The 23,079-nt window shown below is 53.7% G+C and carries 22 protein-coding genes; 9 read left to right on the top strand and 13 right to left on the bottom strand.

Annotated features, from left to right (window positions below):
• Positions 1-98: 98 nt before the first annotated feature.
• From AAGA79_RS02560 to AAGA79_RS02550, 3 genes are all read left to right on the top strand, one after another.
• Positions 99-1,031 (top strand): ABC transporter ATP-binding protein, encoded by a 933-nt coding sequence (locus AAGA79_RS02560; RefSeq protein WP_411827213.1) that lies wholly within the window; start codon positions 99-101, stop codon positions 1,029-1,031.
• Positions 1,032-1,043: 12 nt separating this feature from the next.
• Complete coding sequence (locus tag AAGA79_RS02555; protein WP_411827212.1) at positions 1,044-1,484, top strand: arsenate reductase ArsC; 441 nt, start codon at positions 1,044-1,046, stop codon at positions 1,482-1,484.
• A gap of 114 nt (positions 1,485-1,598) precedes the next feature.
• On the top strand, positions 1,599-3,251 hold the full coding sequence (locus AAGA79_RS02550) for a cation:proton antiporter (protein ID WP_411827211.1): 1,653 nt from the start codon (positions 1,599-1,601) through the stop codon (positions 3,249-3,251).
• Positions 3,252-3,254: 3 nt separating this feature from the next.
• Here AAGA79_RS02550 and AAGA79_RS02545 read toward each other — a convergent pair whose 3' ends face one another.
• Complete coding sequence (locus AAGA79_RS02545; RefSeq protein WP_411827210.1) at positions 3,255-6,419, bottom strand: efflux RND transporter permease subunit; 3,165 nt, start codon at positions 6,417-6,419, stop codon at positions 3,255-3,257.
• 68 nt (positions 6,420-6,487) lie between these two features.
• Positions 6,488-6,901, bottom strand: a complete 414-nt coding sequence (locus tag AAGA79_RS02540) for an RrF2 family transcriptional regulator (protein WP_411827209.1) — start codon at positions 6,899-6,901, stop codon at positions 6,488-6,490.
• On the opposite strand from AAGA79_RS02540, the gene cysE reads away from it, so the two are divergent.
• Positions 6,900-7,757, top strand: a complete 858-nt coding sequence (gene cysE / locus AAGA79_RS02535; protein WP_411827208.1) for a serine O-acetyltransferase — start codon at positions 6,900-6,902, stop codon at positions 7,755-7,757. The two genes, AAGA79_RS02540 and cysE, sit on opposite strands and share 2 nt — an antisense overlap.
• 7 nt (positions 7,758-7,764) lie before the next feature.
• Positions 7,765-10,203 carry an MFS transporter gene (locus AAGA79_RS02530; RefSeq protein ID WP_411827207.1) on the top strand — a complete coding sequence of 813 codons (2,439 nt, stop codon included), beginning with the start codon at positions 7,765-7,767 and terminating at the stop codon, positions 10,201-10,203.
• Here the strand turns inward: AAGA79_RS02530 and AAGA79_RS02525 are convergent.
• The 5 genes from AAGA79_RS02525 to AAGA79_RS02505 all read right to left on the bottom strand — a co-directional run bounded on the left by AAGA79_RS02525 (position 10,200) and on the right by AAGA79_RS02505 (position 15,245).
• The gene (locus AAGA79_RS02525) at positions 10,200-11,624 is read right to left on the bottom strand and encodes a class II fumarate hydratase (protein WP_411827206.1); all 1,425 of its coding nucleotides are present in this window, start codon (positions 11,622-11,624) and stop codon (positions 10,200-10,202) included. The two genes, AAGA79_RS02530 and AAGA79_RS02525, sit on opposite strands and share 4 nt — an antisense overlap.
• 47 nt (positions 11,625-11,671) lie before the next feature.
• Complete coding sequence (bioA, locus tag AAGA79_RS02520) at positions 11,672-12,913, bottom strand: adenosylmethionine--8-amino-7-oxononanoate transaminase (RefSeq protein WP_411827205.1); 1,242 nt, start codon at positions 12,911-12,913, stop codon at positions 11,672-11,674.
• Between the two features lie 105 nt (positions 12,914-13,018).
• On the bottom strand, positions 13,019-14,086 hold the full coding sequence (locus tag AAGA79_RS02515) for an alkene reductase (RefSeq protein WP_411827204.1): 1,068 nt from the start codon (positions 14,084-14,086) through the stop codon (positions 13,019-13,021).
• Positions 14,087-14,106: 20 nt separating this feature from the next.
• The gene (locus AAGA79_RS02510) at positions 14,107-14,493 is read right to left on the bottom strand and encodes a hypothetical protein (protein WP_411827203.1); all 387 of its coding nucleotides are present in this window, start codon (positions 14,491-14,493) and stop codon (positions 14,107-14,109) included.
• A gap of 35 nt (positions 14,494-14,528) precedes the next feature.
• Positions 14,529-15,245, bottom strand: a complete 717-nt coding sequence (locus AAGA79_RS02505; RefSeq protein WP_411827202.1) for a pirin family protein — start codon at positions 15,243-15,245, stop codon at positions 14,529-14,531.
• Positions 15,246-15,357: 112 nt separating this feature from the next.
• On the opposite strand from AAGA79_RS02505, the gene AAGA79_RS02500 reads away from it, so the two are divergent.
• On the top strand, positions 15,358-16,251 hold the full coding sequence (locus AAGA79_RS02500; protein ID WP_411827201.1) for a LysR family transcriptional regulator: 894 nt from the start codon (positions 15,358-15,360) through the stop codon (positions 16,249-16,251).
• Positions 16,252-16,263: 12 nt separating this feature from the next.
• On the opposite strand, the gene AAGA79_RS02495 is transcribed toward AAGA79_RS02500, so the two are convergent.
• The 4 genes from AAGA79_RS02495 to accB are packed head-to-tail and all read right to left on the bottom strand — an operon-like array spanning position 16,264 to position 18,973.
• Positions 16,264-16,455: a hypothetical protein gene (locus tag AAGA79_RS02495; RefSeq protein WP_411827200.1), complete on the bottom strand. Its 192-nt coding sequence runs from the start codon at positions 16,453-16,455 to the stop codon at positions 16,264-16,266.
• Positions 16,452-17,102 (bottom strand): thiamine phosphate synthase, encoded by a 651-nt coding sequence (gene thiE, locus AAGA79_RS02490; protein WP_411827199.1) that lies wholly within the window; start codon positions 17,100-17,102, stop codon positions 16,452-16,454. Before thiE ends, AAGA79_RS02495 begins: the two co-directional genes overlap by 4 nt.
• Before the next feature lie 35 nt (positions 17,103-17,137).
• The gene (gene accC / locus AAGA79_RS02485) at positions 17,138-18,490 is read right to left on the bottom strand and encodes an acetyl-CoA carboxylase biotin carboxylase subunit (RefSeq protein ID WP_411827198.1); all 1,353 of its coding nucleotides are present in this window, start codon (positions 18,488-18,490) and stop codon (positions 17,138-17,140) included.
• Between the two features lie 18 nt (positions 18,491-18,508).
• Positions 18,509-18,973, bottom strand: a complete 465-nt coding sequence (gene accB / locus AAGA79_RS02480; protein WP_411827197.1) for an acetyl-CoA carboxylase biotin carboxyl carrier protein — start codon at positions 18,971-18,973, stop codon at positions 18,509-18,511.
• Between the two features lie 158 nt (positions 18,974-19,131).
• On the opposite strand from accB, the gene AAGA79_RS02475 reads away from it, so the two are divergent.
• The gene (locus tag AAGA79_RS02475; RefSeq protein WP_411827196.1) at positions 19,132-19,401 is read left to right on the top strand and encodes a DUF1844 domain-containing protein; all 270 of its coding nucleotides are present in this window, start codon (positions 19,132-19,134) and stop codon (positions 19,399-19,401) included.
• Positions 19,402-19,410: 9 nt separating this feature from the next.
• Positions 19,411-20,232, top strand: a complete 822-nt coding sequence (gene kdsA, locus AAGA79_RS02470) for a 3-deoxy-8-phosphooctulonate synthase (RefSeq protein ID WP_411827195.1) — start codon at positions 19,411-19,413, stop codon at positions 20,230-20,232.
• A gap of 83 nt (positions 20,233-20,315) precedes the next feature.
• Here kdsA and sucD read toward each other — a convergent pair whose 3' ends face one another.
• Together sucD and sucC are read right to left on the bottom strand one after the other, a co-directional pair.
• Positions 20,316-21,212 carry a succinate--CoA ligase subunit alpha gene (sucD, locus tag AAGA79_RS02465; RefSeq protein ID WP_411827194.1) on the bottom strand — a complete coding sequence of 299 codons (897 nt, stop codon included), beginning with the start codon at positions 21,210-21,212 and terminating at the stop codon, positions 20,316-20,318.
• Positions 21,213-21,248: 36 nt separating this feature from the next.
• Positions 21,249-22,430, bottom strand: coding sequence for an ADP-forming succinate--CoA ligase subunit beta (gene sucC, locus AAGA79_RS02460; RefSeq protein WP_411827193.1), 1,182 nt, complete (start codon positions 22,428-22,430; stop codon positions 21,249-21,251).
• 228 nt (positions 22,431-22,658) lie between these two features.
• Here sucC and AAGA79_RS02455 point away from each other — a divergent pair, with 228 nt between their 5' ends.
• Positions 22,659-23,063 (top strand): hypothetical protein, encoded by a 405-nt coding sequence (locus AAGA79_RS02455; protein WP_411827192.1) that lies wholly within the window; start codon positions 22,659-22,661, stop codon positions 23,061-23,063.
• Positions 23,064-23,079: the final 16 nt, after the last annotated feature.

Here is a 23,079-nt window from a genome sequence, read left to right as displayed (position 1 = left end):
TTTTTGATTCTTGCTGGTCTCGCACGCGGCTTAGTTAAAGGTATGGCGGGCTTGCGTCAACCATTGCAGTCTGAAAATATCACCCGAATTGCTAACGCATGATTGAAGTCAAACATCTCAGTAAAAAATACGGTCGTCACACAGCGGTCAAAGACATCTCATTTTCCGTCGCAAAAGGGGAAATAATCGGCTTCTTGGGGCCCAATGGAGCCGGAAAGACGACCACAATCCGTATGCTCACCGGGTTTCTTCCACCTTCTTCCGGCTCCGCCAGAATCGCCGATTTCGATATTTTCCGCCAATCCATCGAAGCCCGAAAACGAATCGGCTACATGCCGGAGAACGTGCCGCTCTACGATGATATGCGCGTCCGCGAATACCTGTCCTTCCGCGCCCGCATCAAAGGGCTTTCCAACTCTGCAGCCCGTGGCCGTGTTTCCCACGTCATCGATACCTGCGGGCTTGAGGGAGTAAAACGAAAGATGATCAAGACACTTTCCAAGGGCTACCGCCAACGCGTGGGTCTTGCGGATGCTCTGGTCCACGAGCCTGATTTGCTGATTCTGGACGAGCCTACGAACGGCCTCGATCCGATACAAATCCGGCAAATTCGTGAACTCATCAAACACCTCGCCCTAAACCACACGGTTCTGATTTCCACCCACATCCTTTCGGAAGTAGAGATGATCGCAAACCGTGTGATCATCATCGACAACGGCGAAATCAAAGCTGCAGACACTCCGCAAAAACTCATTGATGATATGAGGGCCGCCGGGCGTGTTCATTGTGAAATCGAGGGAAACCCCGAGGTCATCACACCAATTTTCGCGAATCTTCCGCATGTAAAAAAGGTCACGCACGAGGCATTGGAAGAGAATTGGATGAAATACACCCTCTGGTCGGACTCGGGGACAGACACCCGCCAGTCTCTAAATGCCATCTGCGCGGAATACGCTTGGCCACTCCGCTCCCTGTATCGTCACGAGGCCACGCTTGAGGACGTATTTGTAGAACTTACGAGAAAGGACTAGGGTCGTGAAAATATGAGCTTACCTATTGTCCTGATCCTTTGCACTGGCAACTCGTGCCGCAGTCAGATGGCAGAGGGCATTCTCCGCAAAATCGCCGGAGATCTATTCAAAATCGAGAGCGCGGGCTCGGATCCCGCCGGGCACGTCCACCCGTTGGCAGTGGAAGCGCTTTCGGAAATAGGAATCGATATTTCCTCCTATACTTCCAAGCACTTGAAGCTATTTCTCAACGACGAAATCAGCACCGTCATCACAGTCTGTGGAAACGCGGACGATGCGTGCCCAAAGTTTCAAGGTCAGGTAAATCGCCACCATTGGGGCTTCGAGGATCCACCGAAATCCATCCGCCGCAATGAGACAGAGATCGAAGCTTTCCGCCGCGTACGCGATGAAATCTCCATGGTTTTCACTTCATTTGTAGCGGGATACCGGCAGGGCATCTCGGCCAACTGACCAGCGGCATATTTCGCCTCCTGCTCTCCACGGGCACCTCACCGTTCCCTGATAAATTTCCGTCCTCGGGTATTGCTATAAAAAAGGCATGCCTTCAGCTTTTGCCACGGAAACATGGATGCCATTTTATTAGCAGTAGCTTTTGCCTTCGGGCTACTCGCGCAACAGCTGCGCCTGCCCCCTCTTGTCGGATTCCTTGTCTCCGGATTTGTTCTGCAGGCATTCGGCCAGAAAGCCGGTGCCGCACTTCCGATCATAGCGGATCTCGGCGTTACCCTCATGCTCTTCAGTATCGGGGTTAAATTACGTATCAGGACCCTTGCTCGACCGGAGATCTGGGCTGGCACATCCCTCCACACGCTTACCACTCTCCTGGTCTTTACCCCGGTCCTGGTAGGAGTTTCCCTATTAGTCAGCGGGGCAACCGATCTCACCTGGCAGACTGCTCTACTTCTTGCCTTCGCCTTCAGCTTTTCCAGCACCGTTTTCGCGGTAAAGAGCCTGGATGACAGTGGGGATATGGGATCCATGCATGGCCGCATCGCCATCGGCATGCTGATCATGCAGGATATCCTCGCGGTTCTTTTCCTCACATTTTCCTCCGGAAAAGTCCCTTCCATCTGGGCAATCGTGCTGCTCGCCGCACTGGTTTTCGGTCGCAAACATATCGGCAGTCTCATTTCACGCTCCGGCCACGGGGAAATGATTACTCTCTGCGGACTGTTCCTGGCGCTGTTTGTCGGCGCGAAAGGTTTCGACAGTGTAGGACTGAAAGCAGATCTCGGAGCTCTTTTCGTAGGCGTTCTTGTGGGCTCCCACCCGAAGGCTAAGGAGCTAGGCAAATCACTCGGCAGCCTTACCGATCTTTTCCTCGTCGGATTCTTCCTCCAGATCGGCCTGACTGGCATGATCTCCATGCAAGGAGTGCTTTGGGCGCTGCTCCTTCTCCTGCTGTTACCCATCAAGAGCATCGCATTCTTCGGACTTCTTACCCGTTTCCGCCGCCGGTCCCGGACATCCTGGCTTAGCGCTCTCACTCTATCCACCTATAGCGAATTCGGACTCATCGTCATCGCACTGGGGGTTACAAAAGGGTGGCTCGGTGCGGATTGGCTGGTCGCCATGGCGCTCGCTCTCTCACTCAGTATTCTAATCCTGGCTCCGGTTTCCCGCCGCTCGGAGGAAATCTACGACCCCATTTCGGATTTCCTAAAGAGATTCCAGACCAGAGGCCGCCATCCGGATGATCTTCCGATACAGAACAAGGGCGAACGTATCGCGATCTTCGGAATGGGCCGTGTTGGCACCGTAGCCTACCAGCGGCTGAACGAGCGTTACCCCGGGCGCGTCATCGGCTTTGACCGGGATCCGGTTTCCGTGGAGCACCATCGCTCAGCGGAGAGAAATGTGATGGTCGCTGATGCCACGGACTCGGATTTCTGGGAAAAGGTCAGTGTGAAAGACAACATCGACCTCGTGGTTCTCGCCATGCCGAAGCAAGGCTCAAACACTCATGCTGCCAAAACCCTGAAACGCCACGATTTCCAGGGAGTCGTCGTAGCCACAGGAAAATTCCACGATGAAGTGAAGGAGCTCCGCGCGATGGGTCTCGATACCGCCTTCAACCTGTATACAGAAGCAGGAGCTGGCTTCGCCGAGCACGTATTCAAGGTCTTCGACCAACAAAGACCCGACCTCTCGGGAAAATGGAAACGCAGGGCAGGTGACGATGACGAATCCGTCATCAACCTCCCGGGTTTTTCCTAGCTGCTAATCCTCCCTCACAGGCACGCCGCTCGGATAGCGCCACCAGTTCCAGCCTTTCCCGAGTATCATTCTTATCTCCTCTGCTGCCAGATAAGCGCACGGAATCAGGTAAAGCGTGATAAACGTCGCAAATAGAATCCCGAACGCCAGCGAAACCGCCATCGGGATCAGGAATTGCCCCTGCAGGGAATTATCAAAAAGTAGTGGCAGAAGCCCGGCGAACGTCGTCACCGAGGTAAGGAAAATCGGGCGAAAACGACGTGTTCCCGAGGCGATTACCGACTCCATAAGATCCTCTCCCGCACGTTTTTTCTGATTGATGAAATCCACCATCACCAGCGAGTCATTCACCACCACGCCGGCAAGCGCCAGAATGCCGAAGATGGAAAGATATGACGGAACTATGTCCATAATCATATGCCCGAAAAGCGCCCCAATCGCACCAAAGGGAACTGCCAGCATCACAAAAATCGGCTGATAGAGCGAGCGAAACGGTATAGCCAGCAGAGCATACAATGCGGCGAAAAGTGCGATTCCCCCATAGAGCGATTGCTTCTTCGTTTGCTCATGGTCAGCCACGTAGCCCTTGTAGCGCCAGGAAAGCTCCGGATGCTCGTTTAGAATCCCATCAAGATCCGACGCGAGAGCCTTGGAAATCGATACAATATCGATCGTCTCATCCACAGGTTGCGCGGAAACCCCGATCACCTGCGAGCCATCCTTGCGCTCGATACGTGAGCGCGCCTTCTCATAGGTAGCCGTGGCAACCGTTGCGAAGGGCGCTTCACCACCGGATGGAGTCCGGATCCGAAGCTGGTCGAGCGTGGCCAGGGATTGGCGCTGCTCCAAAGGCATCCTGATCATCACCCGGATATCATCACGATCGCGTTGCACCCGTTGCGCTTGTTCTCCAAAAAATGCACTTCTAACCTGCCTGGAAAGTTCACGCTGCGTAAGCCCCAGCACCTCGCCCTCTGGACGAATTCGAATGATCAGCTCATCGTTTGTTCCACCGGAATTCGAGTAGGCACTCTCGATTCCATCGTAGGATTCCAGGAGTTCCTCGACCTGTTTCACCACCAGATCCTTGTCCTCATTGTCGGGCCCACGGATCTCAACCCTTAATGACTCCACCTCATTATCACCGCCCATACCCCCACCGCGGTCACCGGAAATGAAGAAGCCGCTCACATCTGGCATATCTCCGATCAACTCCGTCCACCGCGCTGCAATCTCCGAGTTTTTCGGCCCCGGTTCACTACGAAATCCTGGATCCGTCACGCCTATCACCACGATCCCCTGCCGTGAATCGACGCGATTATTCCCAGCCCAGCCACCGGAGGTCTCGACGTAGTCAGTGATCAATGAATCTCCCGTTCCCGGATCCACGAAATCCTTTTTCAGCTGATCAATCGCCGCAGCCACCTGCTGCGTCCGCTTATCCGTAATTTCCACAGCAGTATCCTCCGGCATGCGAATCATCGCCATGATGCGGTTCCGGTCGATCGATGGCATATTCACGAAACCCATTTTTCCTGATGCAAAATACCCCACCGAAGCCATCCCGATCGCCAGGAAAATTGCCAGCACCACATATCGGTGATGGGTGGCACCTCTGAGCGAGGGCTCATAGATTTTCTCCACGAAAATCTCGAGGCTATTGGCAATTTTCTTCTGAAATCGTTCGAGAAAATTGAGATTCTTTCTCTGCACGCGGACGTGCTTCAAGTGGCAGGGTAGAGCCAGCTTCGACTCGATGAGTGAAAAGATCAGCACGGAAGCCACCACCGGCGGAATCTGCCGGGTGAATGTCCCGTAGAATCCGTCGAAAAACATCAGCGGCACGAAAGCAACTATCGTAGTGATCACACCGAAAGTCACCGGTGTAGCGACCTCAAGGGTCCCCTCGGTGGCAGCATCGAGCGGATCCACTCCATCCTTCAGCTTCGTATAGACATTCTCCGCCGTGACAATCGCATCATCCACCACCAGGCCGATCACGATGATGAAACCGAAAATCGACATCACGTTCGCGGTAATCCCGAAGTAAGGCATCATGATGAAGCCGCCGGCAAATGCCACCGGGATCCCGATAACCACCCAGAAGGCCAGCATCGGCCGCAGGAAAAGACCCAAAACGATCATCACAAGCACACCACCCTGGAGTAGCGAGGTGAGCAATGTCCCCAGGCGCCCTTCCAGCTCCTCGGAGGAATCATCCCACACTGAAAGTGAAACACCCTCGGGGAAACGCTCAGCTCCCGAGGCGACGTATTTCTTCACCTTCGCGGCGATATCCAGCGCATTCTCATCACCCAGGCGGAGCACTTCCACCAGCATGCAGGGCTGCCCGTTGAAACGCAAAATCTTCGTCCCTTCCTCAAACCCATCGATCACCTTCGCCACTGTGCCCACCTTGACCTCGGAGCCATTGTCATTGCTGATGACGATGTTTTCGAAGTCCGAACGGTTGTAAGCCTGTCCCTTGGAGCGGATCGTCAGCGCTCCCTCATCCGTCTGGATCCTACCTGCCGGAAGATCGATTGAAGATCTTTGGATCGCCTGGGAAAGATCGGTGAAACTCAGACCGAAATCCCTCAGCCGCTGCGGATCCGCCTCAATCGCGATTTCCGGTGGCGCGCCCCCTAGAACATTTGCCTGGGAGATGCCCTGCATGGAAATCAGATCGTCCCGCACCGAGCGCGAGGCCGAGAGCAGATCCTCATCACTCATATCACCGTGGACGACCACCTTGATCACGTCGAACCAGGTCGTTGTATCCGGAATTATGATATTCGGCGGATCAATTTCCGGTGGAAAGCTGCTGATCTTTTCCACACGTGTTTTCACGTCTTCCAGAAGCCCATCCAGATTGGTATTCGAGTCCGCCACGACCTCCACCCGTGCGCTACCACTTCCAGCCCTGGATTCGATTTCCTTCACTCCGGACAGCCCTTCCAGCGCAGCTTCGATCGGCAGGATCACTCCTTTTTCAACATCCGCCGGGCTACCGCCCCGATATGCCACCTCGATTTCCACCAGCTCACGGGTAAAACCCGGCTGCACTTCCAGCGCCACCTTTTCCGTGGCTGACCAGAATCCCCACGCAAGAATCCCGAAGAGCAGGAAATTTGCAGCAATATCGTTTTTTGCGAACCAGCGGATCATCGATGAGTTTCGATACATACGGCTAGAAACAGCCGTTTTGTATCATCTTTTTGATTTAACTGCGCAACCTAGATGGAAAAGTCAGGCATCGTCTGGGTTTCGGAGAATGAATCGAGGGTGATTTTCTCCAGATCCTTCGTCAGTTTCACTGAAATATCCTCCCAGACTTGCTTCACTCCGCTCCCCGATTCACCCTGGTCCACTGCGGTATTGATCAACTGCGCAGGCTCCACCGCATCAACAATCTGCCGCATATTGATTTTATCCGGCTCCCTGGAGAGCAAATATCCACCACTGGCACCCCTGCGGGAGTCGATCAACCCCGCGCGACGAAGGTCGTTTAGGATTTGCACCAAAAAGTTTGAGGAGACAGCTTCGCGTTGCGCAAGGTCATCAAGACGGGTAAGAGTCTTCCCGTCATACCCCTTCGAGAGCTGCACTAGCGCCCGGCAGGCATATTCTAATTTTTGGGAAATTTTCATGAGTGAAACAAAGCAAACGGCACCTCCAAATCGTGGAGAAAAATTATGCGGGGGGGAAGCCGCGAATCTGGATAACCTCTGGACCAAGCTAAGAAGTGAAGCCGAGAAGCTTCATGATAGTGAGCCGAGCCTGCGCCCCCTGGTAGACGATGTGGTGCTCACGCGCGCAAGCTTTTCAGAATCTCTGGCCGTAAGGCTGGGCCGCAGGTTGGCCCGTGAGGATATGCCACGCGGAATCATCGAGCCGCTGTTCACGGAAATCATTTCCGGCAATGAATACATCTCTCATGCAGCGGCGCGCGACCTTCTCGCAATGTTCGAGCGGGACCCCGCCTGCTTTTCACCGCTGGAGCCCTTGCTGTTTTTCAAAGGCTTCATGGCACTGAGCACATATCGCGTCAGCCATCAGTTGTGGACCGATGACCGCCGATGGCTCGCCCTGTATTTCCAGAGCATCTCCAATGAAACCTTTGCCACCGACATTCATCCTGCCGCACAGATCGGCTGCGGTATCCTTCTGGACCACGCGACGTCCTTCGTCGTTGGTGAAACCGCGATTATCGAAGACGACGTCTCCATACTCCACGAAGTCACCTTGGGCGGAACTGGCAAAATAACCGGGAACCGGCATCCAATCATCCGTTCCGGCGTACTTATCGGAGCCGGAGCGAAAATTCTCGGCCGTGTGGAAATAGGAAAACATTCGAAGGTCGGCGCCGGAAGCGTAGTGCTAAGCGACGTGCCCAGCCACACGACAGTCGCCGGAGTACCCGCGTCCATAGTAGGTCAATCCAGCGAGGCAAACCCAGCTTTGGAAATGGATCAGCATCTGAACTGCTGGAGCCCTTCCATCTAATCCCCTGATGAACAAGGACGAAGAAAACGCGGAGCCGACCAAGCGCGAATGGATTGGCTACTGGAGCATGATCGTCCAGCAAACGCAAAACGCCTTCAATGACAAGGCGGCGCAATTCATACTCATCCCCCTCGGCGGTGCGGTGGGCTACGCCGTGGAATCAATCGCCGGGCTGATGATCGCGATCCCCTTCGTGCTCTTCGCTCCGCTCGCCGGATGGATGAGCGATCGTTTTTCGAAGAGAAATGTGATCGTCGGCGCCGCCATCGCACAGGTCTGCATACTTTCGCTGATCTGCTTCGCAGTGGCGGTCAAACAGATGCCGCTGGCGCTCATCGGCTTCTTCCTGCTCGCGGTCCAGTCCGCCTTTTTCAGCCCGGCGAAGATCGGCATCAACAAGGAACTGGTCGGATCCAAGCACCTCGGATTTGCAGCCGGAGTGCAGCAGATGATGGCCATGTTGGCGATTCTAGCCGGTCAGATCGTGGCTGGATGGTGGTATGACAAACGATATGTCTCACTGGGTTCGGTTGAGGAAAACGCATGGAATGCGGCCTATTTTCCACTAATACTGCTCGCCTGCCTTTCCGTCCCCGCGGTTTTAATGGCTATTTCCATTCCGAAGGTGCCGGCCCAGGGCGGCGAAAAGCTAACCAAAAAACTGCTCACCAGCCATTTCAAGGACCTCAAGGAATTATGGAAAGGCGTGGGACTCCGCAGGGCTTCGTTCGGAGTCGCATATTTCTGGGGATTTGCGGCATTTCTCAATTTGTGGTCCGTGAAAGTAGCGAAATTCCTTACCGATGGCGGTGAAGGATTCGGCACGCTCTCTTCCATGTTCATGGCCGCGGCGTCATTGGGCATGGCGATTGGCTTTGGCTTTGCATCGTGGTTGCTTAGAAAACGGATCGAGCTCGGCTGGGTCCCTCTTGCCGGAATCATGATGACGATCTTTTCGGTGGTCCTCGCCTTCCTTCCTCTGGGTGGCTGGCTGTTTCTCATCTGCCTGGGCCTACTCGCATTTTTCTCCGCACTCTTCCTCTCCCCGCTGAATGCCTGGATGCAGGACAATTATCCCGCCAATAAACGCGGTGAAATGCAATCCGCCGTCAATCTTCAGGATTGCTTCGCCGGAATTCTCTCGGTGGTCGGCATCGAGTTGATGATCCTCCTCGCCGGCAAGCTCGGCATGACAGGGGAAGCCGGTTACCGCATGCAGATCCTCGTAATGGCTGCCACCTGTGGTCTCATCTCGATCTATATTCTCCGGTTGCTACCTTCAGATTTTATCCGCCTCGTTGGTCTTGGGTTTGTGAAAACGGTTTACCGCATGAAATTCTCCGGCACGGAACGTATTCCGAAAACCGGCGGGGTGCTCCTGCTGCCGAACCACGTGACCTTTGCCGATTCGTTCTTCATTTCCGCAGTCAGCGAGCGCCCGGTCCGCTTTGTGATGGATGAAACCTTCATGTCCAGCAGGCTGATACGATTCTCGGCGAAACTTTTCGGAACCCTCCCGATCCGCCGGGATCAACCGCTGGAAGCAATTCGTAAAACCATCGAAGCCCTCGCAAACGGTGACGTCGTAGTGCTTTTCCCGGAAGGCCAGCTAACCCGCACCGGAGCGCTTTGCGAGCTGGAGCGCGGCTTCGAGCTCATCGCCCGCAAGGCAAAGGCTCCGATTTTCCCAGTCTGGGTGGATGGTTCATGGGGCTCTATCTTCTCATTCGAGAGGTGGAAATTCTTTAAAAAGAAACCTCACAGCTTCCCCTCCGGGCTATCAATCGCGGTAGGAGAAGAGATAACTACCGAGAATCCTACTTGCAGGGAAATCCAGCAGGCACTGATGAAAACTTCAGGAGAAGCAATTGCACGCCGCTTCCACAAAGGTGGTTCCTCCAGTGAAATCAATGCCCACCAGCTTACCCAGATCGCAGCACTTCCCCGTGGTGGTGAGCTAATTCTCCTAAACCGGGAAATTTCTCCCGCCCTTATCGATACTCTTACGGTGTGGGCCAAAAATACGAAAACCGGGCTGCGATTCGTAGACCGTTTCGATCCATTGATCGGCGATCATTGGTTGGGCATGGAAACCCTGTGGCAGCAGATCATCACCTTCAACCTGCGTCATATGAAGATCACCTTTTTTGACTTCAGCAAGGCCGCTACCTCACCGATCGAGAACGAGAACATCGTCCACCTGCCGTGTTTGGCCGTTGGTGGGCAGGTAATCTCGATGTCCATGCCACACCCGCCGAAACCGAATGAAAAAAGTGAGTTCCAAGCCGGGCACAAGCCAAACTCTTTCGGGAAAATCCTTCCGGGCTGGCATTTAGAAAACAATAGAGCGCTCCCGGGCGATCTCGAGTTACCGGAAAAATGCTCGGTCGATGGAGAGGGCTTCCTCATCATGGAGCCTTTCCTCCCGCTTTCGGCAGAAATTTAGGATCCCTGGTTTTCTCCGACACCAAAATCACCAGCCATATTGGTGGGATCAAGCGCCTCGGCCAGCTGATCCCGCGTAATACCCAGCTCTTCCAGTTTTTCTTCGCAGAGAATTCTTACGGTCTTTCCACCCTTGATCGATTCCTTCGCAATCGCTGCCGCGCGATCATACCCGATCACAGGAACCAACGAGGTGACCATCGAGAGGGACTGTTCGATCAATTCTTCGCAACGTTCCTCGTTCGCGGATATTCCATCGACGCACTTTTCTGCAAATGCCTTCGCGGAATTCGCCAGCAACCGGATGGATTCCAGAACTGTCTGCCCCATCAATGGCATATAGGTATTCAGCTCGAACTGCCCGTTCGCTCCGCAAAATGTAACCGTAGTCTGGTTTCCGAAAACTCTCGCGGCAACCATAGTCATCGATTCACACAGCACCGGATTCACCTTGCCCGGCATGATTGATGAACCTGGCTGCACTGCCGGCAGACTGATCTCTCCAATGGAACAACGCGGTCCAGATCCCAGCAACCGGATATCATTGGCAATTTTCAGGAATGAAGAGGCGATCGTATTGAGCTGCCCATGTGCCTCCACCAGCGCATCCCGCGCGGCTTGCGCCTCAAATGGATTTTCCGCCGCGTGAAATTCCAAGCCCGTTTTCTCCGCGATAAAGCCGATTGCTGTCTTGGGAAAGTCAGGATGCCGGTTCAAACCGGTCCCAATTGCCGTTCCACCAAGCGGAAGCTCCAGCAGGGCCTTGATCGCCTTATGGCAGCGGTCCCGTGCGCGCTCCACCTGCTTCGCATAGCCTGAAAACTCCTGCCCCAACCTCATCGGCACGGCGTCCATCAGATGCGTGCGGCCGATTTTCAAAACATCGTGGAATTCGACAGCCTTTCTTGAAAGGGAATCGTTCAGAATTTCCAGCGCAGGAAGGAGAGTTTCACTGAGCTCAAGACACGCCGCCACATGGATCGCGGTCGGAAATGTATCGTTGGAAGATTGCCCGAGATTGATGTGATCATTCGGGTGCGCTGGTTTCCTTGAAGCAAGAGCCTCTCCCGCTGCCAATGAGCACAGATTGGCGATCACCTCGTTCGCGTTCATGTTGGTCGAAGTCCCGGAACCGGTCTGATAGACATCCACCGGGAAATGGGAGTCATGCTTTCCGGCCGCCACCTCACCGGCAGCCACTGCGATCATTTCCGCGAGATCCTCGGGAAGCTCTCCCAGCTTCGAGTTTGCCCGGGCTGCCGCTTCCTTGATCACCCCGTAGGCGTGGATCAACGCCGGGGACATCACTTCCCCGGAAATCGGAAAATTGACAACCGCACGTTGGGTGGAGGCGCCATAGAGAGCTGCGGACGGCACGGCAAGATCGCCCATGGAATCTGATTCGATGCGAGTATCTGACATATGGCAACAAACAGCCGCCGACACGTCTTCGCAACCCCTGATACCAGTTACCCAACCTTGCTGAGCGCAGCCCTCAGCGCGCGAACGTAGAAGCCTATTTCCTCCTTGGAAATGCAGAGCGGAGGCATAAATACAATTGTATCGAGGATATTCCGCGTGATGACACCGAAGGATCTCATCTCCCGGATCACAGCTTCTCCCAGCCCCTGCCGCAGCTGAATCCCAGCGACCATCCCACATTGCCGGATTTCCAACACCGACTGCCGCCCCTCTTCCAATTCGGCAAGAAGTTGACCGATGATCGCAATTTTCCCGGGAAGAGTTTCAAACGTCCCGTCTTTTTCGAAAATATCCAGCGAAGCAAGTGCGGCAGCGCAGCCGATCGGGTTAGCCGTGTAGCTGTGCCCATAATAGAACGCATTTTCCGCAGGCCCGAGAAAAGCTTCATACACTTGGTTTGTGGTCAAAGTAGCAGCAAGTGGCACCGTACCGCCTGTGAGTCCCTTCGCCACGCAGAGGAAATCAGGGATCACACCTTCCACCTGACAGGCGAACATCTTCCCGGTGCGGCCAAATCCAGTCATCACCTCATCCAGAATCAGATGAATGCCTTTCCCGGCTGTCCACTCGCGGAGCTCTTTGAGCATCCCCTTTGGCCAAGGCCGCATTTCATTTACGCCCTGGATCAAGGGCTCGATCACCAGAGCGGTGACGTCCGAAGTGTCCACATTTTCAAGATCAGCCATTGAGGAAAGAAACTGCGTCTCGAATCCCAGCTGCTGGAACCTGGAAAAAAATCGATTCACCCCACCGAGCGAGGCCGCTCCCAGAGTATCTCCATGGTAGGCATTGTCGAAGGCAAGAAAACGAACCCGCTCCCCTTCACCCTTCTGCATCCGGGATTGCATCGACATTTTCAGAGCGACCTCGACTGCCGTAGACCCATTGTCGGAAAAAAACACCCGCTCCAGAGTCTTTTCAGGGAAAAAAGAAACTAGTTTCGCGGACAATCTGGAAGCCAACGGATGCCCGAGGCCCAGATATGAGGAATGATCCAGAACCGCCGCCTGCTTTGCGATGGCCGAGGATATTTCCGGCCGGCAGTGGCCGTGGATATTCGTCCAGATGGAAGAGTTTCCATCCAGATATTTGTTCCCGTTCTCATCGTATATCCAAACTCCCTCCGCGCGGGAAATCATCAAGGGTTGGTGATCAGGCGCGCACCATTGCTCCTGGCGGGTGAACGGATGCCAGCAATGGGCTTTATCAAGAACGGTGGATTCAGACACAGGAGACCAATAACAACGAATTCCCCTCGGGAAACGAAAATATCCGAAACATGGTCGGGCGGGAACAAGCTGAAATAGGCTCGAACCCGCCCGCTCCAAACAGGATCAATCCATGGACGGATAGTCTGTATAACCTTCCGCACCCTGGGTGTAGAATGTGCTCTGATCAGGCTCGTTCAGGTCCGCACCGGCGTTAAACCTCGCAGGTAGGTCAGGGTTCGCCAAAAACGGAACACCGAACGCAACGGCATCGACCAGCCCTGAAGCGATTTGTTTATCCGCCTCCTCTTTTGCGTAGCCCATGTTTGCGACAATTATGCCCGGATAGTTCTCACGGATCGGAGTCAGCACATCACCCTCCTGCTTTTGTGCAAAATCTCCACGCATGACGTGGAGGTAGGCCAGATTCAGCGGGCTGAGCTTTTTACTCAAATAGGTTATCAGAGCGATGGGATCACTATCGATCATCGAGTTAAAACTATTGAGCGGAGAAATCCGCACACCTACTTGGCTGGAATCGAAGACTTCAGTCACCGCTGCCAGCACCTCCATAAGGAAGCGACAGCGGTTCTCAATACTTCCGCCATAGGCACCGGACCGCTTGTTCGCCCCATCCCGCAGAAATTCGTCGATAAGATATCCGTTTGCACCGTGGATCTCGATTCCATCGAAACCTGCAGCCTTCGCGTTTTCCGCTGCCTTTTTGAATCCGGCGACAATACCCGGGATTTCCTCATCACTGAGTTCGCGGGGTAGCACATACGGCTTCTTTCCTTCCGGCGTATGGACCTCGTCTCCCTCGATTCTCAAAGGGCTTGGCGCCACAGGTTGTGCACCATCGTTGAGAAGCGGGTGGCATGCACGGCCACCATGCCACACTTGAAGGAATATTTTCCCACCAGCCGAATGCACCGCGTCTGTGGTCAGCTTCCAGCCATCTACCTGTCCCTCGGAGTAAATACCAGGCTCCATCCAGAAAGCGGAATTGCCTTCGATCGCCATCGTTGCCTCTGCAATGATGAGTCCAGCGCCAGCTCTTTGGCTGTAGTATTCAGCCATCAATTCGTTGGCAGTATGATCTTCAACTGCACGCGCTCTGGTAAGCGGCGCCATGAAAATTCGGTTGGGTAAGGTGTAGGGCCCGATCTCGAGCGGAGTGAATAAATCTTTCATAATTTCAGGAGTTTGAATTTTCATTTGATGAGACCGAGGAATCGATTTCTCTCGGTCCATAGGGTAAATAAGGAGAGGACGGTAATGAGGATCACCGGTGGATCAAGTAGCCCGCCGCCTTTTGTCAAAAAGACGTGAAACGCCAGAATATTGATGATGACCGGGCCGAGTAGCAGCAGCCCGATGGAGCGGGTTCTGGGAACTGCCACCAATAATCCGCCGGCGATTTCGAACAGCTTCACAAAAGCCAGATACCCGGTGGGATACAGGGCCGCCATGAAAAGCGCGGGAGGAGATCCCTCCGGCGGTCCCGGCGGCATGGGGATGAAATTGAGGAAAAAATTCAGTCCGAAGATCAGGAACAGAAGTCCTAGAAGCCCTGCGGCGATATGCGATACGTATTTCATATGAGTGTTTGGTTCAGGTGGTTTCAGGATAGGATTCAGGCGAGATCGAAGAGCAATGCTTCGACATCTGTTTTTGCAGTAAACGTAAAGTTTCCGGGTTCTTCGGTGCTGGCTGCATCACCGTCCTCCAGGTTCACTTCGCCAATGCCGAGACTGCCGCTGACCAGCTGTAGCCAAAGTCCGCGACCTTCCTTGAGTTCATGGGATATCGTATTTCCCGATTTCAGCCGCAGCCGGTAAACATCCGCATCCTGACGGATCGTTGCGGAGCCCTCGCGACCTTCAGGGGATATCACCAACACTTTGGGTGAGCTTTCTGATCCCACGGTTGGGTGCCATTCGCTATAAGACGGCACAAGTCCCTTCTCCTCCGGCATGATCCAGATTTGCAGCAGATGGAGTGGATCTGTCTTTGATGGATTGGCCTCGGAATGGGTCACTCCGGATCCGGCGCTCATCATTTGGATCTGCCCAGGTTTTAGCTCCCGGCCATTTCCCATGCTATCCTTGTGGGCGATGGTTCCCTCCACCACGTAGCTGAAAATTTCCATATCCCGGTGCGGGTGAGTCGGGAAACCAGCCCCGGCCGCAATCCAGTCCTGATTGATGACGCGGAGACTTCGGAAGCCCATTTGCGCGGGATCATAATAATCGGCAAAGCTGAATGTATGGTAACTTTCGAGCCAGCCGTGGCGGGCATGGCCACGATCAGCAGATCTACGCACGGTAATGTTCGGTGTGGTTGTTTTCATAACGCGGACAGAATCACACGATCCCGGAAATCCGGCCAATACCACCTGATTACCAACTTCATACGCTCAGGTTATGAACTTGTTCTACCTAAAACCCATGCCAAGCTAAGCCATGGAATTTCATCAGCTCAGGTATTTCGTAGCCGCAGCGGAGGAGCTCAGCATGTCCCGCGCTGCGGAAAGAGAACACGTTTCACAGCCGGCACTCAGCAGGCAGGTGAAATTACTGGAGGAAGAATTAGGAGTTCCGCTATTTGATCGGATCAAAAAGCGGATTCATCTCACCGATGCCGGGAAGTTTTTCCTTTTGAAAGCAAGGCAGCTGCTGTGCGACTCCGAAATATCGACCCAGCAAGTACGCGAGCGATTCGGAGGCAAGAGACGCCCCCTCCGTCTTGGTTCGCTTTCGCCATTCCTTGACGATCTGATCGCTCCGGCCGTCAGGGAATTTCAGCAACGCCACACGAATTCCAAGGTAAGTATCTTCGACCTCCCGCCCCGGGCACAGCTGGACAGACTGAGGCTCAACGAGCTGGATCTCGGGATACTGGCAAATCTGGAGGAACGGGAAAGGGAGATCTTCGACGTTAGGACCCTGTCCCGTCATAAATTCGTGGCGGTGCTCCCAGCGTCACATCGGCTTGCGCATAGAAAATCCCTGAAACTCGCTGAATTGAAGGAGGAAAATTACGTTTCCCTATCGAATACATTTTTCCCGAAACGCAGGGAATTTCTCATGGAGTGCTGCGCCAAGGCCGGCTTCATACCAAAAATCACTGCGGAAATGGATTCACTTCCCATGATGCTTGCGGAGATTGGCACCGGCGGAGGAGTCGGTATCATGCCAGAACATGCGGGAAAATTACCCCACTCCGGCTGCGCACTTGTAAGTCTCACCTCTCCGACTATTCACTCGGAATTACTTCTCGTGCTAGCTAAAGCGCCACAATCAATGGAGCTTCAAAGCTTGATAGCACTGATCGAGGAAGGTGCTGCCCGTCTGTAAATCCCTTTGGATTCAGGGAGCTTCAATTAACTCCGCACCTTTGATCAGGCGGCAGAAATCTTTCTTCGTAAGGTCATGTATTTCCCCCTCTTCCGCGTCAGGCGTATCCATCTCCTTGTAGCGGATACCAAGACGCTCCCAGACTACAATGCGGTAGTATTTATCGTCCTTTTTCCAGAGCTGGTTTTGTTTGAGCGCGATCATGCCGGAGACAATGATTGTTTTGCGGCATTTGTCGCGGCAGAAATATTCTCGGCTGTAAGAAGCGAGGAAACAATCACGCACCGCCGCGCTCCGGCGAAAATGACCTCCTGAAGGTTTTCCTGCTTAATCCCACCGATACAGAATGCCGGCAGGGAATTCCCTACAAGCGCCTCCATCTCCGCGACTTCATCCAGACCTATGGCCGGCCGCCCCGCTTTAGTGGGTGTTGGAAACAACGGGCCGTATCCGATGTAATCCACGTCATCCGACAGCGCTTTGATCGCCTGAGGAAGACTGTGGGTTGAGCGCCCGATCAGCATTTTCTCTCCGACAATCTTTCTGACTTCAGAAATCTCACCATCATCCTGGCCTACGTGCACACCATCGGCATCAATCTCAACGGCCATTTCCGGGTAGTCGTTGAGGATAAAAGGGATCCCGGCGCTACGGCAGATGGGAAGCAGCTCCTTGGCCTTTTCCTTCACGGAATCCTTATCAATCCCCTTCGCCCGGAGCTGAATCACATCCGCACCTCCGTCGATAAGCTCCCTACAGACTGAGCCCATTTTCTCTGGAGACACATAACCGTAGTCTACTATTCCGTAAAGCAACGCCCCGGAAAGCATGGATCTGCGGTCCTGGCTCATGAGAAAATAATAGCTCGGTTTAGGAAAAGGGCTTCCTAGAGACCTTTTTCTTCGAGGAATCTGCCAACCCAGCCGATGTCGTATTTACCTTCGACAAAGTCCGGATGATTGAGGATCTCCAGTTGGAAAGGAATCGTAGTTTTGATGCCCTTGATCATGAACTCACCGAGCGCACGCTTCATGCGGGCGATGGCGATTTCGCGGGTCGCACCGGTTACGATGAGCTTTGCGATCATGGAATCATAATATGGCGGCACGGAATAACCGGAATACACGTGAGTATCCACTCGAACACCTTTTCCACCCGGTGCATACCAGAGGGAAATTGTCCCCGGGCTAGGCATGAACTTGTTGTATGGATCCTCTGCATTGATGCGGCACTCGATGGAGTGTCCACGAGGATTTGCATTCAGAACATGGCAGGAAAGCGGTTCGCCGGCAGCTACGCGGATTTGCTCCTTGATGAGCTCACAGCCCATGACCTCTTCAGTCACCGGATGCTCCACCTGAATTCTTGTATTCATTTCCATGAAGTAGAAGTTTTCACCAGCCTCATCCACAAGGTACTCGATGGTTCCCGCGTTGCGGTAGTCGATCGCCTTGATCAGGGCTACGGAAGCATCACCCATTCTCTGGCGGAGATCTTCGGAAATAAGGGGTGACGGGCACTCCTCGATGATTTTCTGATTCCGGCGCTGCATGGAGCAGTCGCGCTCACCGAGATGAATGAAATTCCCATGGGAATCCGCAATGATCTGGAACTCGATATGGTGTGGATTGAGAACCAGCTTCTCAAGGTAGCAATCACCATTGCCGAAGGCAGCCTGCGCTTCGTTCGAGGCAGCTTTGAACAGCGATCTGAATTCCTCCTCCTTGAAACATGGGCGCATACCCCGGCCACCGCCCCCGGCAGTAGCTTTGATCATTACAGGAAGGCCGATTTCTAGCGCCTTTTTATAAGCGGCGTCCTCGTTCTCCATCAGATCGGATCCCGGAGTGATCGGAACTCCGTTCTTAACCGCACTTTCACGGGCGGTAGCCTTGTCACCCATCGTACGGATAACCTCGGCGGAAGGACCTACAAAAACAATGCCGGAAGACTCGCAGATATCAGCGAAACGGGAGTTTTCGGAGAGGAATCCGTAACCAGGGTGAATCGCCTCGGCGCCGGTAATTTCTGCGGCTGCGATGATACGATCAGGCTTCAGATAACTGTCTTTACTGGGACCAGGCCCGATGCAGACAGCCTCATCGGCAAGCTGCACGTGCATGGAGTCCACATCAGCCTCTGAATAAACCGCTACTGACTGAACGCCCAGTTCGCGACATGCACGGATGATTCGAAGTGCGATTTCTCCACGGTTCGCTACCAAGAGTTTCTTAAACATTACGGAAGGAAACGGGGGTTATTTGATGCGGAAAAGAACGTCTCCGAACTGAACCGGATTCGCATCCTCAGCCACGAGGGCACAGATGGTACCCGAGCGTTCCGCCTTGATCTCGTTCATAACTTTCATCGCCTCGATGATGCAGAGTGTCTGACCTTCGGAAACAGTTGTGCCAACTTCCACAAAGTCCGGCGCATCCGGAGCCGGCTTGCGATAGAATGTGCCAACCATTGGCGATGTGATTTCAGCGCCTTCGGCTGCCGGAGCTACTGGCCCTGCATCAGCTGATGCTGCCGCCTGCGGGAGTGCTGCTGGTGCTGCCTGAGGTGCGCCGGAAGGCAGTTTTGAAAGAAGATTGCTGATTTCATCTAAATCCGCTCCCTTTTTCAGCTTGAGATGGAAGTCCTTTTTGGAGAGATCGAAATGTGTGAGCCCATGCTCATTCATCAATTCCACGATGCGTCGGATTTCTTGGAGGTCCACAGAGAGTAAATTTTTAGGTTCGGATAAATAAATGGAATCACCGCGACTCCATTGCTTGGCAAAGGTAGGAACCAGCGCCAAAGCTCGTCAAGCTTCATCCCCTTCATCCTTTGCTCATCAGCAGTTGACCAAACGCCCTACAAATTGAAAATCACGCCATGTCAAACACGCCCGAGGCCGATCCCCGCTTCAACGATTTCATACTCCTCCAAGCCCAAAACGCCGGGCTTTTCCTCGGCCAGCTACCAAATCCGCAGACTGGAGAGAAGAGCGTGAATCTGAGAGCGGCGAAAACCGTGATCGATTCACTCGGCATGCTTTCCACAAAAACCACCGGCAACCTTACAGAAGCGGAGGAAAATCTCCTCACCGCTGCGCTGAAAAATCTCATTCCACTATACAGAAACGCACTGAACGACTCAGAATAACACCACAACATGAAATCCTTCTCTCCATTCCAGATCGCAAACGTCCCGGTCGGCGGCTCGCTTCCATTTTTCATCCTCGGCCCTTGTGCACTTGAAAACGAGGAATTCGCCTGGGACATGGCGCGTTCCCTCAAGGAAATTGCCGATCGCACGAACATTCCTTTCATTTTCAAGGCATCCTTCGACAAGGCGAACCGCACATCCGCCGGCTCCTTCCGCGGACCGGGCATCCAGGAAGGCTGCCGCATCCTCAGTGAAATTTCCAAGGAGCTCAAAGTTCCTGTAACCACGGATATCCACACCGCCGAGCATGCGGAAATCGCCGCTGAATACATCGACCTTCTCCAGATCCCCGCATTCCTTTGCCGCCAGACGGATCTCCTCGAAGCTGCAGCAAAAACAGGGCGCGCGGTGAACGTAAAAAAGGGCCAATTCCTCGCACCCCTAGATACAGTGAACATCGCGGACAAAATGCGGAAATTCGGCTGCGAAAGCTTCCTCATCACCGAACGCGGAACCACCTTCGGCTATAACAACCTGGTCGTTGATATGCGCTCCCTCTACATCATGCGACAGGAAGGTATCCCGGTTATTTTTGATGCTACTCACTCCGTCCAACGCCCGGGCGGCCTCGGTGGTGCAACAGGCGGCGATGGAATTCTCGCACCGGTCCTTGCACGCGCAGCCGTTGCCACAGGAGTGGACGGCCTATTCATGGAAGTCCATTCGGATCCGGAAAATGCGCTCTCGGATGGCCCAAACCAGATCCCATTGGAATTCATCGAGGATCATCTCATAAAACTGATCGCCATTCACAACGCGAGCCACTGATCTCCGGTCAGCCGAAAAATCAGACAACAAAAAAGCTGCGGTCTCCCGCAGCTTTTTTATTTCGTAAAGTTCAGCGGTAAAACTTATTTACCCCAGACTTCCATGAGCGTTTTCGCCATGTCGCTTGGAGTCTCGGCAACACCGATTCCGCATTCAGCGAGAATCTTTTTCTTCGCTTCAGCCGTATCGTCCTCGCCACCCACAATCGCACCGGCGTGGCCCATGCGGCGGCCCGGAGGCGCTGTGGCACCGGCGATAAAGCCAGCGATTGGCTTCTTACAGTTATCCTTCGCCCAACGTGCAGCTTCAGCTTCGGCATTACCACCGATTTCACCGATCATGATGATCGCTTCAGTTTCGTCGTCGTCGTTGAACATCTTCAACACGTCAAGGTGGTTGGTCCCGTTGATCGGGTCACCACCGATTCCTACGCAAGTGCTCTGACCGTAGCCCATTTGCGTGAGCTGGAATACAGCCTCATATGTAAGAGTTCCGGAGCGGGAAACAACGCCCACGTTGCCGCGCTTGTGGATGTAGCCAGGGGCGATACCGATACGGCAGCCTCCGTGACTCTTTTCACCAAGGCCTGGAGTCACGATTCCCGGGCAGTTCGGGCCCACGAGGCGTGACTTGGAATCTTTCAGCGCTGATTTCACCCGCATCATGTCCATCACTGGAATGCCTTCGGTGATACAAACGATGAGTTCCACGCCAGCATCCATCGCTTCGAGGATCGCGTCCGCAGCGAACGGAGGCGGAACGAAAATCGCGGAAGCAGATGCTCCGGTTTCATTTACCGCTTGGGAAACTGTGTCGAAAATCGGCACTGTGTCGCTGAATTTTTGACCGCCTTTTCCAGGAGTCACACCGGCAACGAGCTTCGTGCCGTAGTCGAGTGAGAGTTGAGCGTGCCTGCCACCGAAGCTGCCGGTGATACCTTGCACGAGGATCTTTGTATTTTCGTCAATGAGAATAGCCATGAGAGTAGTTCGTTAAAATTTGGTTTCGTTTCGGAGTTAGCCAACTGCTTTCACGATTTTTGCAGCACCGTCGGCCATATCGTCGGCCGCTACGATATCGATTCCGGAGGCAGCGAGAGTCGCCTTGCCTGCTTCCACATTGTTTCCTTCCAGGCGGACAACGAGAGGAATCGGAAGACCCGTTTCCTTGGCTGCAGCGACCACACCTTCCGCGATCACGTTGCAGTCCATGATACCACCGAAGATATTGATCAGGATGCCTTTTACATTCGGGTCACTAAGAATGATTTTGAATGCTGCCGTTACCTGCTCCTTGGAGGCGCCGCCGCCTACGTCGAGGAAGTTTGCAGGATCGCCACCGAAGTGCTTGATGATGTCCATCGTCGCCATCGCGAGACCCGCACCATTCACGAGGCAGGCGATATTTCCGTCCAGGCCGATGTAGTTGAGATCGTATTCGGAAGCTGCCACTTCACGTGGGTCTTCCTCCTCTTTGTCACGCATTGCGACAATATCCGGATGTCGGTAAAGAGCGTTGTCATCGAATCCGAACTTCGCATCCAGAGCCAGCACGCGGCCGTCCGGAGTAGTAACCAGGGGATTGATCTCTAGCATTGAGCAATCGCAGTCAATGAAGAGCTTGTAGAGATTTTTCAGAAGCTTGCCGAACTGCTTGGCAATATCACCACTGAGGCCGAGCTCTGCGGAAATCTTGCGGATTTCGTAACCCTGAAGACCCAGAAGCGGATGAACGACCTGACGGAAAATTTTCTCCGGACTATCGTGAGCCACATCTTCGATGCTCATTCCACCTTCTGTGGAAGCAACGATCACTGGTGCACATGTATCGCGGTCCATAAGGATCGCGAGGTAGTATTCGTGGGTGATATCGACCGCTTCTGCGATCATCACCTTACGGACAAGGCGTCCAGCGTCGCCTGTTTGGATCGTTACCAGAGTCTCGTTGAGCATTTTCCCGGCAAACTCCGCGGCTTGCTCCGGGCTATCGATCAGATGCACACCACCTTGGAAACCATTCTTGAAATGGCCTTTTCCACGGCCACCTGCGTGAACCTGTGCTTTGATCACCAGCTTTGCGCCGGCAAATTCTTTTGCAGCCGCAGCCGCCTCCTCAGGGGTTCCAGCCACTTTCCCGATCGGGCTTGGCACTTGGAAACGATCGAAAAGCTCCTTCGCTTGGTATTCGTGGATATTCATAAATTAGGCAGTCGAAATCGCGCAAAACTACGCCCCACCGCAATACCCGGTCAAGCAGCCCGTGTATTTTCTCAGGAAAATATAAATTCCCAACCCTGCGACGTTATCCGTTCACTCTCTCAACATCGGGGCTCCCCCTCCCGAATCCGCGATTTAGAAACCTCACCACATCGATTTATCTTGTTTTCATTTTTTACTGAAAGTGTTGTATTTCCGAAAGGAAAAATTTTGAATCACACGACCACCACTTACCTCATATATCTTACCATCGCCATCCCAGTAACGATCTGGGTAGCACGAGCCCTACACAAGAACGGAAGAGTGTTTCTCCTGAGCTGCTTCAAGGGTAACGAAGAACTCGCCGACAGCATCAACCACCTGCTTCTCGTGGGCTTCTATCTCGTGAATATCGGCTTCGTTGTTCTATTTCTAAAAATCGACCAAAGAGTGGAAAATACCACAGACATCATCGAAGCACTGAGTGCAAAAATTGGGGTCGTCTTACTTGTGCTCGGAGGAATGCATTTCTTCAACATGCTCATTTTCACTAAGCTCCGTGACAAAACCGCTAATACCCCTCCCAACCTACCGCCCACAAACCAACCGAAGTGGAGGGAAGAGCTCACCAAGTAACCGATCCCTGAAAACC

The organism is Luteolibacter sp. AS25, assembly GCF_046736275.1.
In the GTDB taxonomy this organism is placed as follows: domain Bacteria; phylum Verrucomicrobiota; class Verrucomicrobiia; order Verrucomicrobiales; family Akkermansiaceae; genus Luteolibacter.
The sequence above is the reverse complement of the archived record's forward strand: the minus strand, read 5'-3'. Positions and strand labels throughout refer to the sequence as shown.

What these genes read in the sequence shown, in the direction of transcription:
- AAGA79_RS02560 (WP_411827213.1), top strand. Translation starts at nt 99, where the DNA reads ATGATTGAAGTCAAACATCTCAGTAAAAAATACGGTCGTCACACAGCG.
- AAGA79_RS02555 (WP_411827212.1), top strand. Translation starts at nt 1,044, where the DNA reads ATGAGCTTACCTATTGTCCTGATCCTTTGCACTGGCAACTCGTGCCGC.
- AAGA79_RS02550 (WP_411827211.1), top strand. Translation starts at nt 1,599, where the DNA reads ATGGATGCCATTTTATTAGCAGTAGCTTTTGCCTTCGGGCTACTCGCG.
- AAGA79_RS02545 (WP_411827210.1), bottom strand. Translation starts at nt 6,419, where the DNA reads ATGATCCGCTGGTTCGCAAAAAACGATATTGCTGCAAATTTCCTGCTC.
- cysE (WP_411827208.1), top strand. Translation starts at nt 6,900, where the DNA reads ATGAGTGAAACAAAGCAAACGGCACCTCCAAATCGTGGAGAAAAATTA.
- AAGA79_RS02540 (WP_411827209.1), bottom strand. Translation starts at nt 6,901, where the DNA reads ATGAAAATTTCCCAAAAATTAGAATATGCCTGCCGGGCGCTAGTGCAG.
- AAGA79_RS02530 (WP_411827207.1), top strand. Translation starts at nt 7,765, where the DNA reads ATGAACAAGGACGAAGAAAACGCGGAGCCGACCAAGCGCGAATGGATT.
- AAGA79_RS02525 (WP_411827206.1), bottom strand. Translation starts at nt 11,624, where the DNA reads ATGTCAGATACTCGCATCGAATCAGATTCCATGGGCGATCTTGCCGTG.
- AAGA79_RS02515 (WP_411827204.1), bottom strand. Translation starts at nt 14,086, where the DNA reads ATGAAAGATTTATTCACTCCGCTCGAGATCGGGCCCTACACCTTACCC.
- AAGA79_RS02510 (WP_411827203.1), bottom strand. Translation starts at nt 14,493, where the DNA reads ATGAAATACGTATCGCATATCGCCGCAGGGCTTCTAGGACTTCTGTTC.
- AAGA79_RS02505 (WP_411827202.1), bottom strand. Translation starts at nt 15,245, where the DNA reads ATGAAAACAACCACACCGAACATTACCGTGCGTAGATCTGCTGATCGT.
- AAGA79_RS02500 (WP_411827201.1), top strand. Translation starts at nt 15,358, where the DNA reads ATGGAATTTCATCAGCTCAGGTATTTCGTAGCCGCAGCGGAGGAGCTC.
- AAGA79_RS02495 (WP_411827200.1), bottom strand. Translation starts at nt 16,455, where the DNA reads ATGATCGCGCTCAAACAAAACCAGCTCTGGAAAAAGGACGATAAATAC.
- thiE (WP_411827199.1), bottom strand. Translation starts at nt 17,102, where the DNA reads ATGAGCCAGGACCGCAGATCCATGCTTTCCGGGGCGTTGCTTTACGGA.
- accC (WP_411827198.1), bottom strand. Translation starts at nt 18,490, where the DNA reads ATGTTTAAGAAACTCTTGGTAGCGAACCGTGGAGAAATCGCACTTCGA.
- AAGA79_RS02475 (WP_411827196.1), top strand. Translation starts at nt 19,132, where the DNA reads ATGTCAAACACGCCCGAGGCCGATCCCCGCTTCAACGATTTCATACTC.
- kdsA (WP_411827195.1), top strand. Translation starts at nt 19,411, where the DNA reads ATGAAATCCTTCTCTCCATTCCAGATCGCAAACGTCCCGGTCGGCGGC.
- sucD (WP_411827194.1), bottom strand. Translation starts at nt 21,212, where the DNA reads ATGGCTATTCTCATTGACGAAAATACAAAGATCCTCGTGCAAGGTATC.
- sucC (WP_411827193.1), bottom strand. Translation starts at nt 22,430, where the DNA reads ATGAATATCCACGAATACCAAGCGAAGGAGCTTTTCGATCGTTTCCAA.